The 13,338-nt window shown below is 50.9% G+C and carries 13 protein-coding genes; all 13 read right to left on the bottom strand.

Features of this window, described 5'->3' with window-relative positions:
* Positions 1-11: 11 nt before the first annotated feature.
* Positions 12-506, bottom strand: coding sequence for a flavin reductase family protein (locus tag WB237_RS02435; RefSeq protein ID WP_134347976.1), 495 nt, complete (start codon positions 504-506; stop codon positions 12-14).
* The gene (locus WB237_RS02430) at positions 493-1,818 is read right to left on the bottom strand and encodes an aminotransferase class III-fold pyridoxal phosphate-dependent enzyme (protein WP_336209933.1); all 1,326 of its coding nucleotides are present in this window, start codon (positions 1,816-1,818) and stop codon (positions 493-495) included. The genes WB237_RS02435 and WB237_RS02430 overlap by 14 nt, the downstream gene beginning before the upstream one ends.
* A 42-nt stretch (positions 1,819-1,860) precedes the next feature.
* A complete protein-coding gene (locus WB237_RS02425; protein ID WP_336209930.1) occupies positions 1,861-3,552 on the bottom strand; it encodes an NAD(P)/FAD-dependent oxidoreductase in 1,692 nt (563 codons plus the stop codon).
* 19 nt (positions 3,553-3,571) lie between these two features.
* Positions 3,572-4,060, bottom strand: coding sequence for a hypothetical protein (locus WB237_RS02420; protein ID WP_336209927.1), 489 nt, complete (start codon positions 4,058-4,060; stop codon positions 3,572-3,574).
* Between the two features lie 15 nt (positions 4,061-4,075).
* On the bottom strand, positions 4,076-5,191 hold the full coding sequence (locus WB237_RS02415; protein ID WP_336209925.1) for a beta-ketoacyl synthase N-terminal-like domain-containing protein: 1,116 nt from the start codon (positions 5,189-5,191) through the stop codon (positions 4,076-4,078).
* Positions 5,192-5,249: 58 nt separating this feature from the next.
* Entirely contained in the window at positions 5,250-5,933 is a 684-nt protein-coding gene (locus WB237_RS02410) for a hypothetical protein (RefSeq protein WP_336209923.1), read from the bottom strand.
* Between the two features lie 9 nt (positions 5,934-5,942).
* Positions 5,943-7,388, bottom strand: coding sequence for a class I adenylate-forming enzyme family protein (locus tag WB237_RS02405; RefSeq protein ID WP_336209919.1), 1,446 nt, complete (start codon positions 7,386-7,388; stop codon positions 5,943-5,945).
* Between the two features lie 2 nt (positions 7,389-7,390).
* The gene (locus WB237_RS02400) at positions 7,391-7,654 is read right to left on the bottom strand and encodes an acyl carrier protein (RefSeq protein WP_014884442.1); all 264 of its coding nucleotides are present in this window, start codon (positions 7,652-7,654) and stop codon (positions 7,391-7,393) included.
* Between the two features lie 4 nt (positions 7,655-7,658).
* Entirely contained in the window at positions 7,659-8,909 is a 1,251-nt protein-coding gene (locus WB237_RS02395) for a cation:proton antiporter (RefSeq protein ID WP_336209916.1), read from the bottom strand.
* Between the two features lie 49 nt (positions 8,910-8,958).
* Positions 8,959-10,149, bottom strand: coding sequence for an MFS transporter (locus WB237_RS02390; protein WP_336209912.1), 1,191 nt, complete (start codon positions 10,147-10,149; stop codon positions 8,959-8,961).
* Positions 10,142-10,546, bottom strand: coding sequence for a Rid family hydrolase (locus WB237_RS02385; RefSeq protein ID WP_336209909.1), 405 nt, complete (start codon positions 10,544-10,546; stop codon positions 10,142-10,144). Before WB237_RS02385 ends, WB237_RS02390 begins: the two co-directional genes overlap by 8 nt.
* A gap of 511 nt (positions 10,547-11,057) precedes the next feature.
* Complete coding sequence (gene cbl / locus WB237_RS02380; protein ID WP_336209906.1) at positions 11,058-12,008, bottom strand: HTH-type transcriptional regulator Cbl; 951 nt, start codon at positions 12,006-12,008, stop codon at positions 11,058-11,060.
* A 96-nt stretch (positions 12,009-12,104) separates the two neighbouring features.
* The gene (gene nac / locus WB237_RS02375) at positions 12,105-13,022 is read right to left on the bottom strand and encodes a nitrogen assimilation transcriptional regulator NAC (protein WP_008499475.1); all 918 of its coding nucleotides are present in this window, start codon (positions 13,020-13,022) and stop codon (positions 12,105-12,107) included.
* Between the last annotated feature and the right edge of the window lie 316 nt (positions 13,023-13,338).

The raw sequence follows: 13,338 nt of genomic DNA, 5'->3' as shown, positions 1-13,338 counted from the left end.
AGCCCCTTTTTTTAGGCTGGAATCGACAGACCGGCGGTGGTTGCATAGCGACCGTTGAAAAAGATGAGCGGCTCACCTTCAGTATGTAACGAATCCACCACCTCACCGATAAATATCCAGTGATCGCCGCCGTCTACCTGACGCCACATCTTGCATTCAAGATGCGCTAGCGCACCGTCAATTAAAGGCAGTTTATAGCCACTGACCCGATGGTCTACGCGATGAAATTTATCGCTGACGGCACTGGCAAAAATATCGCTAACCTGATGCTGATGGCCCGACAGGACATTTATCGCAAAGGCTTCCGCCTCCAGAAAATGCTGAGCGTACCAGGATTGCTTACGCAGGCTCCAGAGCACCAGAGGGGGTTCCAGGGAAACGGTGTTAAAGCTACTGATAGTTAACCCATGGAAATTGTTACCTTTATCCATCATGGTCACGACACAAACGCCTGTTGCGAATCGACCAAATACGTTCCGTAAGGTTCGGCTATCAAACTGCGCCATATCGTTTCACCTCTGCTAAACCTGAAGACGCGACCTGCTGTTGCAGCGCGCCGGCAAAAATGGTCAGCCCCTCATCCAGAACGCTGTCTTCAATCGTCAGGGGCATTAAAAAGCGGATGGCATTCGCCTGTTTGCCGCATTTAAGAAGAATAAGGCCCTCACGGGCACAGCTTTTGACTAACCGATCGATAAGCCCGGTCGCCGGCGTTCGCTTTCCGTGCTCCAGCGAAAAAAGCTCCAGCGCAATCATGGCGCCGACCCCGCGTATCTCATAGCCAATCGCCAGTGGGCTGACAATGGACTCTAAGGCTTTGCGCAGACGCTGACCCAGACGCCGGGCTGCGCCCAGCAGATCCGTCTCCTCAAATAGGTCAAGTACCGCCAGCGCCGCCGCACAGGAAAGCGGATTGCCTGCCCAGGTTCCGCCAAGGCCGCCCGGTGCCACCTGGTTGATAAGCGACTCACGACCGACAACGCCGGACAGCGGAAGCCCGCCGGCGACTGATTTACCGAACACGATTAAATCGGCGTCAACGCCGGTTTGTTCCATAGCAAAGAACGTCCCCGTGCGGCCTGCGCCAGACTGAACTTCATCTGCGATTAACACGATACCTTCCTGGTCACAGAGTTCACGCAGACCACGCATAAACGCAGGTGGCACGACGTAAAATCCGCCTTCGCCCTGAACGGGTTCGATGACAATGGCAGCCACATCCTGCGGCGCAATGTCGCTCGTTAATATCGCTTTGAGGCCAGCCAGCGCCTGAGCAATATCAGGTTCTGTCTCTCCCTGCGGGAAAGGCGCCCGGAAGACCGGGCCGGGCATGATCCCCATCCCCTGGCTGTAGGGCGCAATTTTGCCATTCATCGCCAGCGTCATAAACGTACGCCCATGATAGGCGCCGCTGAAGACAATCACCCCGCTTCGCCGCGTGGCTGCCCGGGCAACTTTAAGCGCACTTTCCACCGCTTCGGACCCCGTCGTCAGGAGAAAACTGCGTCGGTCAAAATCTCCCGGCATTAGGGCGTTAATACGTTCGCACACCGCGATATACGACTCATAAGGGGTGGCGGCAAAACAGCTGTGGGTAAACTGATGCAGCTGGCGCTCCACTGCCGCAATGACTTTAGGATGAAGATGACCGGTATTCAGCGCGGCAATTCCGCCGGAAAAATCGATGTAGCGTCGATTGTTGACGTCATATATCACCGCATTTTCCGCTCGCTGAATATACACCGGATGCATCTGGTTTATGCCACGGGCGACGGCACCCTCCCGTCGCTGCAAAAGCTGCTCGACTACAGTATCCATAACGCTCTCCTCAGGGGGCGGCCCGAACGGCCGCCCGTCAGGTTATTGATGACGCGCCTGTTGCAACATGGCATCAGCATGCTGATTTAACTGCTGACGATCGCCATAGCGGTAAGGATCGAGGAAATCGAATCGGACCGGTTTATCTCCACGGTCAAACAAGTGGCCTATGCCGCCAGGTGCGTTATGCGCCCAGTAGAACAGGGAATCAGCAAATTCCTCCGTTGCCCGGGAGAGGTAGCGATTGGTGAAATCTGAGAAATCAATGGGGAAATGCTCACGGTTGTCAGCAAAAAGCGCATGAAGCGTAGCAATCACCTCTTTTTCTGGAAGGTTACCGGCACGATAGGCTTCCATTGTTTCACAGGCCTTATCGAAAATAGCCTCATAGAAGGGGCTCTCAATGGAAAGGTGTCCCGGATAGGTTGCGCTTTCAAATTCCTTCTCGAGCCGCTCGTCATCACCGTGCTGCTGGTAGTCACTCAGGATCTTACGCAGACGCAAGACGCCAATATAGCTGCCGCTAATCCAGATACGGAACCACGCATTCCACAGCGGGAAGCTATCAAATGCGGTGAATGAATTTGCCACCAGCCTGTCGTTAACTTTTACCACTTCCAGGCTGTAATGCTGATAGCTAGCGAAACGCTCTTTTGACCAGTCATCCTGTCTGACGGCATGAACAATTTTAGGTGCGACGCGCAGAATCGATTCGAACGTATTAACTAACCCGCGCGAGAACAGCGGATCGACAAAGCCCACCGCATGGCCTAAAAGACAGTAACGCTCCCCTACGCTTTCACGGCTGGTATAATTCAGGCGAGGTGCAACGGTCCATTCACGTACCCGGGCTGCGCTTTCAAAGTGGCGTGCAACGGAGGGGTGCTCATCGAGAAAACGGGTAAACTCTTCTTCCGGATCGCCAGCTGGGCCATGTTTATCGATATCGAACTGCAGGCCGACGCTGCATAAGGTATTGGTCGAATAGGGATGGTTGTTGAAAGGAATAATCCAGAGCCAGCCGCCTTCAAACATGTGATGCAGCGTACTCTGTGAGAGCGGGGTCGGCGAACCGGTCACGTCCGTCGAGGCGATGACGTCTTCATACAGTTTGACTCCCGTCATGTGTGTGAACAACGAACGGGTACGGCTCTGCATCTCACGCGCACCTTCGCGCAGGCCGAACTTATCGGCAACCGGTGAGCGAAAGCCTGCAGCATCTACGACGTACTTGGCCTTAATCTGCTCTTTCCCCAGATCCAGCAGCATCCCGTCGCCGGTTTCTTCAATGGACTGAATGCGGGTTTGCTGGCGAATGTCGGCCCCCAGACGCGCGGCCAGCGCCAGGTAATAGGCATCAATATCCTGGCGGAACAGATGCGCTTCCGGAGACAGTACCGGTGTCGACACAACGTCCTGCGGATTATGCGCTTTATTCTTACCGTTCCATGCAAAGCTGAATGCCAGTTTAATACCTGCGCTCGAGGTGCCAATATTCTCCATCAGCGCGTGAATTTCCCCCGGCCATGCCAGCTCAGGAATATTGTACTGGCGAGCCAGAATTTTCAAAAGCACAGCACTTTCCGGCACCATCGATTCCCCTACGGCAAAGCGAGGGTGGGTGCCTGCATCAATAATCACTACGTTTAATTTCTGTTTTGCCAGAATAGCGCCGAGCATGGTTCCTGCAATACCACTCCCGATGATGGCCACATCATAATGACTTTGTTTCATTGCTTTACCCTTAATAATATTACTGAGTGACTAACTGTGTTGTTATTTCGATTTCATTTTCACGCGCGTGATCGGCCTGAATCAGAAAAAGATACGTTGCTTGTTGTGTTAACCATTCCCTCGCCAGAGACATGGCAATCTCTTTGCCGGTGCGCTGCAGCATTGTCAGAACCATTGTGGGTCCCTGAAAACGATAGCGTGTACAGCAAATGGAAACAGGTGCTCCCACATTGGCATTTATAAAATCGACCGGCGAGACGCGCGATTTTATCGCCATGTCGTTAATAATTTTCTCACTTGTATTTACAGGGAATGCCGTACCAAACTGAATAAACCCGACACTCTCATGATGTTTATCCAGCAATGCCTGATGCTGTTGATAAAGTTCATCGACAGTAAACAACACATTTAATGACAATGGGTCTGCTGTTTTTAACCCCCGGCGCAAGGTCTCATTTAAATCGGACCAAATTAATGAGTTTGCGGTACTCGAAGAAATAATTTTCATTAGCTACCCCACCTTTTACATTACGGTAAATATCAGGCAGGTGTTAAAACCACCAAACCCAATCGTCATGCTCAAACCCGTTTTTCCCTTTAAGGGTTGAGGCTGCGCGGCGGGTAAATTAAAACGCAGGCCATCAATCGGCTTTTTCAGTTCATAGACCGGGGGGATTATGCCCGCATTGAGGCTGTGAATGAGCGCGATGGCTTCCAGCGCCCCTGTTGCCCCCAGCGTATGGCCAAAATTACCCTTTGTGGCGAAGACCCAGGGACGATGAGTGAAAAACTGGTTATAGGCATTGCTTTCAACCCGATCGTTGGTCAAGGTACCGGAACCGTGCGCATTAATAAGCGCAATATCGCCAGGCTCAAGTCCCGCCTGCGTCAGGGCACGGTGTAATGCCAGACGGATGCCATTGCCTTGCTCATCCGGCGCGGTCAGTCCTGCCGCATCGTTAGACGCCCCCGCACCGACCAGTTTTGCCAGCACGCGTGGCGCAGACCCGCCTTCCCTTTGCAGCACCAGAAAACCGGCCCCTTCTCCGAGGATCGTCCCCTCGTGAGTGGCATCGAACGATTTCAGGGTAGAGAGGGAGAGCGTACCCAGCGCGCTATGGGCCAGACGTTTTGAATCAGTAAGAATATCCGCACCGCCACAGACGCACAGGTCTGCTTGCCCCGTCGCAATTAAATGCGCCCCCAGAAGAAGGGCATCTGATCCCGAGGAGCAGGCGGTAGAGAGCGCAATCCCTTCCATTCCCAGCGACTCCGCCACCTCGTTAACCCAACCGTCGAGAGGCTCCCGGCAAAACGCCTCGCTGTCGAGACGGAATCCAAGACTGGTACCGACAATCAAGAATCGTCGCTCCTCCGGCACGGGTTCTCCTGCCCCCGAATCCGCAAGCGCCTGAAGGGCCGTACGTTTTGTCAGCGCGATCAGTTTTTCACGCATTTCTGCAGGCCATTCGCCCGGCAGCATGGCGGCCAGATCGGTACGCAAGCTTCGCGCCGATGGCGCAGGCGCAATACCGGTTTGGCTTTCCAGTAAGGTCTGAAAAACATCCTCGATACGATCGCCAGACGCAGTTGTCCATCCCATGCCGACAACATTTGCGACATACGTTGTAGTAGTCATCATTTTTCCTTTACCGAAAAAGAGTACGGTAAGCTGGTTAAATTGAATTAACGATATATCAATTGAACGTGCGCAAAAATTCGTTAAAAGGTTTATCCTCAAGCGGAGAAGGATAAAAATTATCTTTGAGCTCGCCTGCAGTGACTTCTATTTTACGTTGATAGGGTTCTTTTTGTAGCCAGCGTGGACTTTCGATAAAATCGAATGTGATATCTGTCGCATTAAATCCCTCCAGCTCGGCAGGTTTAACCACTTTCCTTCTTTTACGGTCCAGTACTTGCGCATAAGCAGAAATATCAAAATACCGAATCTGCCCATTTTCCACCACTGCATTAATACAATGCCAGGGGCGGGGCAAATAAAGGTAATTAACAAAAATATTTCGTAAAGAATACACAGGTTTATTGATTATCTGACTATAAAGTATCGCCGACACATCGGCCATTTCCGAGCAGAAGCAGGGTAAGCGCTGTGTTTTCACCAGCATTTCACGAAGATAATCCTGAGGCGTCAGGTTACGGATGACCTCGTCGCGAAAATGCTCGTAACGTGAAATATAATAATCCCAGTGTTCCTCAGGGAACTTGAGGCGAACGATGTCCGCAGGCCATGTTTCAAACACGTCTGATTCCTGAAGAACATGGCACATTGTTTTTGGCACTTCTCGCAAAATATCATCAAGGTTCGTTAAGTGATATTTTTCAATGACCGCCCGTGCCAGTTCCCGAAGTTCATCATTCATGACATCACCTTACTTATATTGTGTTAAAGAGGCCGCACCACAATAAACAAAATTTATATTACGTGGGCGTTCGTGGTGTTTGAGCTTTTTCAGCAGGCTGGCGCTGTGCTGCTGGCAATTGGTTTCATTGATCAATGATTCATCGCAGGTCAAAAAAATATCGAACCCTGCTATTTGATCGCCATCATTAACAATTTGGGTTTTGCAGGTCATCACCCCTTTAATTTCCCGACACAGCTGTTTAACGGCGCCGATATTGACTTTCTCATCCCTGATTACAATGAAATCACTGATTCGGCCTTTGAAAAACAGGAACCCATCAGCGTCCTGGAAGAAGATATCTCCGGTACGGAGCCAGCGTTTGCCATCAAGCTCAATAAACGTTTGTCGGTTACCCCGCCCAATGCGCTTTACAAGCAGCGTATCAGAACAAATCAGCAACTCCCCCTGCCCGTCCTGCCCGTCTGCACCTGGCAGGATGCGAACTTCCGTCTGGTCAATAGGACGCCCGGCTGACGCATAATATCCTCTTCCCAGCAGATGAGCCGGGCACGTCGACACGCGCGGTCCGGCCTCACTGATGCCATAAGTCAGATATAACTCAAGCCATGGCTGCCGGAGTAAGAAGGCTTCCACCTCTTTCGGCGCAGCCAGATCGCCCCCAATCGTCAGTTTTTTCAAACCCGGCGGAAGCGTGGTTTCCCAGGCATTCAGCTGTCGCAACAATACGGGAGTAAGCGAGCTGAGGGTAACGCCGTATCGCTGTAAATCATCCAGATAATGAGGTACAGAAAACGGAGGTCCACTGATAACGATTTCACAGCCTGTCTCCAGCGCAGCAACCATCTGTGCAACCAGCGCGGTGGAATAGCACATCGGCAAACTGATCAATACCCTGTCACTGGCGCTCATGCCGATACTTTCGGCGTGGCGCAGCGCGTTACGGCGCAGAGAATCAAAATGATGAACACACCCGCTACTGAACGACGATGACGTCCCGGACGTGGCAATCACGACCTGCCCCGGCTGTGTCTGTACGGGACCACCATGACGGCATTTTCCCACCTGCCAGCGCCCCAGGGTTTCAGCTGTGCTCACGCCCAGCGCCTGCCATCGTCCTGGCTGAACCGGCGTTCGCACCAGTGCCCCTGCCGAAAAATCTTCAAGCATCTGCAGGATCCGTTCTGCTGGCGTGAGCGGAGGGATCAGCGCGGGAACAAAGCCGCTGTTGAGGACGGCAAAGAACATATACATCAAGTCCGGACTGTTCGGCATCGCTATCAGCACCACCCGGCCGGGTTCTAAACTCTGCCGCTGCCAGTAATCGACATAGTATTGATAACCCTCTCCTTCAGTGCCGCTGGTCCCCACCGCAGATGTTGCCAGCACCGGAGAAAATAAACTGGCAGGTTCATAGGGAACAAATGCGGTTCGTTCTTGTGCTCGCGTTAGCATTCTCAGGCTCCAAGCTTATTCATAATGAAACGCGAAAGGGTTTGGCACGAATAAAAATTCGCGGGTGAAAACTCTTTATCTTCAACTTTAATATTAAACTCTTCCTCGCACTGGAAGCGCAATTCGACAAATCCAATAGAATCCATACCTACCATTGAGGCGAGACCGGTCTCGTCAGCAATATCTTCGCGCTCGACATCCAGACCAATACGTTCAGCGATGATTTCTTTAATACGATCGACAATCACAGGCATATCCAATTTCATAATTTTACCCTTTAATGTTTTCAAGCGTTTTATTGACTACAACGGAAGATGATTCTTTATTTAACCAACGTAATATTGGCGGTGTGGTTGCCGTCACCACGAGCGCCACGATGACCATAATGGAGTAGACTCGTTGCGAAATAAGATGTAATTCGAGCCCAATGGACAGCACAACCAGTTCCATCAGGCCGCGCGTATTCATGAGCGCGCCAATCATGGAGGCTTCACGTAATGAATAACCTGAAATACGCGCCCCGAGCAGAGCACCACTGAATTTGGTGATAAATGCCAGTAAGGTAAACCCGATTATCCAGGCAATATCCTGCGTTGCCATACTGAAGTCGAAATGCGTTTTCAGTCCGGCACTGACAAACAACACGGGAAGTAAAAGATAGTGCATGAAGCCGTTCATACTCGCATGCCATTGCTTTGCTAACCCCGGGATCCGCGCAAGCATGCTGCCCGCCAGCAACGCACCGAAACCACTGTGCAGGTGAAGATAATCCGCCCCCCACGCGCTGATCAAAATCCAAAAAATGATCGCCGGAAATCTCATCTCAGGTTTGTGCGCATACCGAATGAGCAGTGGTACCACGACTTTGCAGGTCACCAGCCAATAAAGTACCAGGGTTACTGTCACGACGGATAAATAAGACCACAGCGAATCGGATTTTCCTTCTACCGCAGCAAATACGCTGTCTAAAGCCAAAATCCCCCAGCCTGTCACATCGGTAAGAATGGCGGCTGTGATGACGGGAGGAGTGATAGCCAGGTGAAGCATCTTTAAATCTTCAATGATCCGCACAATCACCGGCAGAGCGGATACCGCCAACGCCGTTCCCATAAAGATATTAAATAAAAGACGATCGGTTTGTGGCGCCAGTTCGGCATGTACCGAATTCCCCGCCAATACGCCACCGATAAAAGGGAGCAGCATGCCTAATACCGCTATTTTTAACGCAGCAATGGTCTGCTTACGACGTCCATGGTTATTACCATGGAAATGCGACAACCCAATGTCAAACATGAGCAAAATCATGCCCAGATTCGCCAGCTTATCAATGGTGGTCAACGACTCCTGACTAAATAAAGATGTTTGAAATGAGAACAGAGACATTATTCCGGGAAAGAAAGTCGGTCCCAATAAAACACCTGCAGCAATATGGCCAATGACCTGCGCCTGACCTATCTGCTCCATAAGTTTGCCCACGACATAGCAGGCAAAAACAATCACGGAAAGCTGAATAATAAACATGCGTATCCCCGCCATAGCTAGCGTTGAATTTATTGATATTAAAAAACGTTTAATTCGAAACGTGGGCGACGCTGTTTTCGTTAAAATGACCTATTGCGGTGGTCATCATCGCAATTATCACCATGACGACGCTCACTAAACAGATGCCCTGCCAGTCCCACCTTTCATACACCCATGGACCGGTAACGGATCCGGCCGCACCCATTGCATAATAAAAGAACATATAAAGCGCATAGAGGCTGCTTCTTTTATCTGGGTGTAATCCGAGAACCCGTGTCTGGTTAGCCACCTGCGCGGCAAAACACCCTAAATCGAATAAGATAATGCCCAGCGTAAGCCCCGGTAAGGACGCGGGAAAAAGAAACAGAACGGTTATCCCCGCAACCACGAATACCATTCCGCCAAAAATCACGCTGCGACACCCGAAGCGGTCAGCCAGTTTCCCCGCATAATTCGCCAGTACCAGACCAACGATACCCGCCAGGCCAAATAATCCCGCGGTTCCCGCAGGCAGATGCAAAGGCGGTCTTTGCAGATGAAGCATGATGGTCACCCATAACAGGCTAAAGACGAAGAACCATGCACCTCCGGTTACCGCGGATTCAATAAGCCGTGCGTTACGCAGTAAACCCGGCAATTTCGCCATGACGCTCAGATACCCCGTCGCCTTTGCGGGCTTAACATCGGGCAGACATCTGGTGGCCAGCAACGCCATGCAGGCCATCACGGCGGCGACGATGGCCAGCATCCCTCGCCAGCCAAGCGCATCGGCCAGACTGCCGCCCACTAGCCTTGCGAGCAGTATTCCGGCCGAAATGCCCATCGTGATCAGACCGACAGTGGCACCTTTTGGCGTAATGTGAAATCCAAGCGCATTCAGCTGTACTGCGCTTGTCGCCATCGCGCCTGTTACTATGCCCGCGCTAAAAAGGAGCAACGGTTGACGGGTCAATGAAGCGGCAAACAGCGCAAGCGAGAGGAGGATAAACTGACAAATAATCAGTTTTTTACGGTTAACACTGTCTCCAAGCGGAACAAGAAAGAGTATTCCCAACATGTAACCTATTTGCATGCTCGCCGCAATGAAGCCGGTATAAAAGAGAGGCAACTGCAAAGATGTTGCGATAGCTGGCAATACGGGCTGGAGAATATAGTTATTCGCCATGGCGGTACCGGCCGCGATGCTGGCGAACCAGATAAACAACGGCGAAACCGCATTTTCTTGTGCAATATCACTCATTAGTTGCCCCCTGTCTTTTTTTTGCCACAATATCCATTGCTACTTTCATTTTTTTCTCGGGAAAGGGTAATACGTGCAATAAAGTAAATGCAGGTCTGGAATCACGGAAATAGTGACCATGGATACGAGCCACCTGCTGCCATTCTTCAATTTCAGTCAGATACAGCCTGCTTTGTATTATATCGTCTATCGCATAACCATTTGATTCAAGTATCCCCTTGATCTTATTAAGAACGCATTCCATTTGCAGTGAGATATCATCAGATTCAATCTCACCACTAGAATTAAGAGGTCCCGTTTTTGAAATATATAGCCAACCGTCTGCTTCTACCGCTCGCGAGAAACCGAAAGCCTCCTCCCAGCTGCTGCCGGAAGTAATAAGTCTTTTTGATTCCACAATGTCATACCTTTCATCACTGGGTGAAACAAACATATTACAACCCAATCAAATTTGTCCAGAAAAAATAACAAAAATTTGACCTGAAATCTTCACGCGTTATTAAGTAAGCTTTTCCTGTATAAGCTGTAAGCTCAGCTAACCAATCAACATTTAAATTAAACAAATTAAGTAATGAATAAATACTTAAATATCAAAATCCTAACAACAATTAAAAAACAGGAGAATTTAAATAAACTCTTTATTATTTAGCAGGGCATTACCATTACGAGCAAATAATATATTTATAAAAAACAACAGTATTGTGTTATTTATTCTCATCTGTAACACAATGGAAAATATGAGAAATATTTTAATATAAGACAATCTTATGGCATCACTTATTATGGTTGTTGATGAGGGTATTTTAAGGGGCCAGGGGGTAGAAAATTAAACGGTTTCAATAGAGAAAAGCCTGCTTTAAGGGCAGGCTTTTGCTTATTGTCTACGGGTGACGAGCGCGATGAGGGGCTTAAATCTGATAATCAATCGCCACTTCTTCCGGCTCCATCACCTGGCGTTTAATCTCATCAACGGACAGACCGGCGTTGCAGAGTTCGATAAAGCGCCACACATAGTTGCGCTGTAGCTGTCCACGCTTCAGGCCGAGCCATACGGTATTGGCGTCAAACAGATGACGTGTATCAAGTCGCACCAGATCCCCGGCCTCGCGCTCGCCGCCGGACTGCTCCGCCACCAGACCAATGCCCAGACCCAGTTCGACGTAGGTTTTGATCACATCAGAATCCTGCGCACTCAGCACCACGTCCGGCGTTAACCCTTTGCGGTTGAAGGCCTCATCAATGCGCGAGCGCCCGGTAATGCCCTGGCGGTAAGTAATCAGTGGCCATTTAGCGATCGCTTCCAGCGTCAGGGGAGAGACCTGATTCAACGGATGATCAACGGGAAGTAATAAACTGTGGTACCAGCGGAACCACGGGAACGCCACCAGCAGCGGGTCGTTGCTCAGGCGTTCGCTGGCAATACCGATATCCGCTCCCCCGTTTTGCAGCAGCACTTCTATTTCCTGCGGCGTGCCCTGGATAAGCTCCAGACGGACATCAGGGAAAAGTTCGCGGAACGCTTTAATCACTGGCGGCAGGCTGTAGCGAGCCTGTGTGTGGGTGGTGGCGATGGTAAGCACGCCGGAGGCATCATTGGTAAAGAGATCCGCCAGACGACGAACGTTGCTGGCCTCGTTGAGGATCCGCTCCGCGATGGTGAGCAATGCCTTGCCAGGCTCCGTCATGCCAAGTAGCCGCTTACCACGACGGATAAAAATCTCTATGCCCAGCTCCTCTTCCAGCTCGCGGATATGGCGGCTGACACCGGACTGAGAGGTATAAAGCATATTGGCGACTTCGGTCAGGTTAAAGTCCCGCCTGGCCGCCTCACGGATAATTTTAAGTTGCTGGAAATTCACGATTCACTCCGGCGCATCTGACATTGCTCTATTGTTAGAGTCAGCTGAGCTGCAGAACAAATAATAAAAACCAGCATCTTATGCTTTTATGGAATATTAACTCACGAGCTGCAGTTCACGATTCTCCAGCGAAGGCTTGCTGACCAGCGACATCAAAATCTCTTTTACCGCCTGCGCCTGTGGCGACAGCGAACCACGTGCGGACATGTTCAGCGACAAAGGTAAGCTCATAGACGGCGTTGTGATGCGCGCCATCCAGCCATTTGCCGCACTGCACAGCGAGCGTGCAGCGGATTCCGGCAGAACCGTCACGCCCATTCCGCTAGCGATAGCTGCGGTCAGCGTGGAGATAGAGTCGATTTCGCCAATAATTTTTGCCGTCAGGCGGCGCAGAGAAAATGCTTCATCCACGCGCACGCGCACGGCGCTGTAGTCACGGGGCAGATAGAGATTCATCTCAGCCACGGCGGTCAGGTCTACGCTCTGACCAGGGCAGTCGCGAGTACCCACGAGGTAAAGATCTTCTTTCAGCAGCGGCTGGCTGGTGATCCCGGCGACTGGGGAACGATCGTAAAGCACCGCCATATCCAGCTGGCCGTTGAGCAGCTTGTCATTGAGCACGGAACCGCTGTTCTCGTGAAGGTATACCAGCACTTCCGGCAGCTCGGCGCGCACGGCCTGCAGCAGTGGCATGGTAATAGACGATGCGGCCGTTCCCGGTGCTAAACCGATGGAAACATGTCCGCTCAGAGTCTGACCGACATTATTCACTGCCAGCTGCGCCTGTTCACACTGGCGGAGGATGGTGCGTGCGTGGGTATAAAGGATCTTACCTGCTTCCGTTGGCGTAACGCCGCGTTTCGTGCGAATCAACAGCTGCTGATCCATCTCGCCTTCCAGAGTAGCCACCTGCTGGCTCAGCGCAGGCTGCGCGATATGCAGCACTTCTGCCGCTTGAGTCAGGCTGCCGATATCGACGATTTTTACGAAGTATTTCAGTCGTCTTAAGTTCATTTTGCCCCCTGTTCGAAATGCTGTGCCGTAACCGGCTGTCGTTGTTGAACAGGTTTTGCAATATGAATGCCAGTTTTTCGAAGAGGTCTGATTTGTTGCTAAGCGGCTGAAAATAAGGAAACCTAATCATGGAGGGGGCATTTATTACTGAAACAGCAGTTTATGATCTGCCCCATTAGAGGTATAACCGCACCATTACGGTGCATTTCGCTGTCAAAAACATCACTTTGCCGATTTTGTCGGCAAACGATCAAAAGGTGTTGATCCACCCTTTGACAAGCACGGCTGACGTCGATACTATGCGCCCCGTTCACAC

This window comes from Enterobacter sp. P82 (genome assembly GCF_037053385.1).
Lineage (GTDB): Bacteria > Pseudomonadota > Gammaproteobacteria > Enterobacterales > Enterobacteriaceae > Enterobacter.
This window is presented reverse-complemented; position numbering and strand designations above follow the sequence as displayed.

Coding starts and splice junctions, on each gene's coding strand:
- WB237_RS02415 (WP_336209925.1), bottom strand. CDS start 5,191: ATGACTACTACAACGTATGTCGCAAATGTTGTCGGCATGGGATGGACA.
- WB237_RS02410 (WP_336209923.1), bottom strand. CDS start 5,933: ATGAATGATGAACTTCGGGAACTGGCACGGGCGGTCATTGAAAAATAT.
- WB237_RS02390 (WP_336209912.1), bottom strand. CDS start 10,149: ATGAGTGATATTGCACAAGAAAATGCGGTTTCGCCGTTGTTTATCTGG.
- WB237_RS02430 (WP_336209933.1), bottom strand. CDS start 1,818: ATGGATACTGTAGTCGAGCAGCTTTTGCAGCGACGGGAGGGTGCCGTC.
- WB237_RS02435 (WP_134347976.1), bottom strand. CDS start 506: ATGGCGCAGTTTGATAGCCGAACCTTACGGAACGTATTTGGTCGATTC.
- WB237_RS02405 (WP_336209919.1), bottom strand. CDS start 7,388: ATGCTAACGCGAGCACAAGAACGAACCGCATTTGTTCCCTATGAACCT.
- WB237_RS02420 (WP_336209927.1), bottom strand. CDS start 4,060: ATGAAAATTATTTCTTCGAGTACCGCAAACTCATTAATTTGGTCCGAT.
- WB237_RS02395 (WP_336209916.1), bottom strand. CDS start 8,909: ATGTTTATTATTCAGCTTTCCGTGATTGTTTTTGCCTGCTATGTCGTG.
- nac (WP_008499475.1), bottom strand. CDS start 13,022: ATGAACTTAAGACGACTGAAATACTTCGTAAAAATCGTCGATATCGGC.
- WB237_RS02400 (WP_014884442.1), bottom strand. CDS start 7,654: ATGAAATTGGATATGCCTGTGATTGTCGATCGTATTAAAGAAATCATC.
- WB237_RS02425 (WP_336209930.1), bottom strand. CDS start 3,552: ATGAAACAAAGTCATTATGATGTGGCCATCATCGGGAGTGGTATTGCA.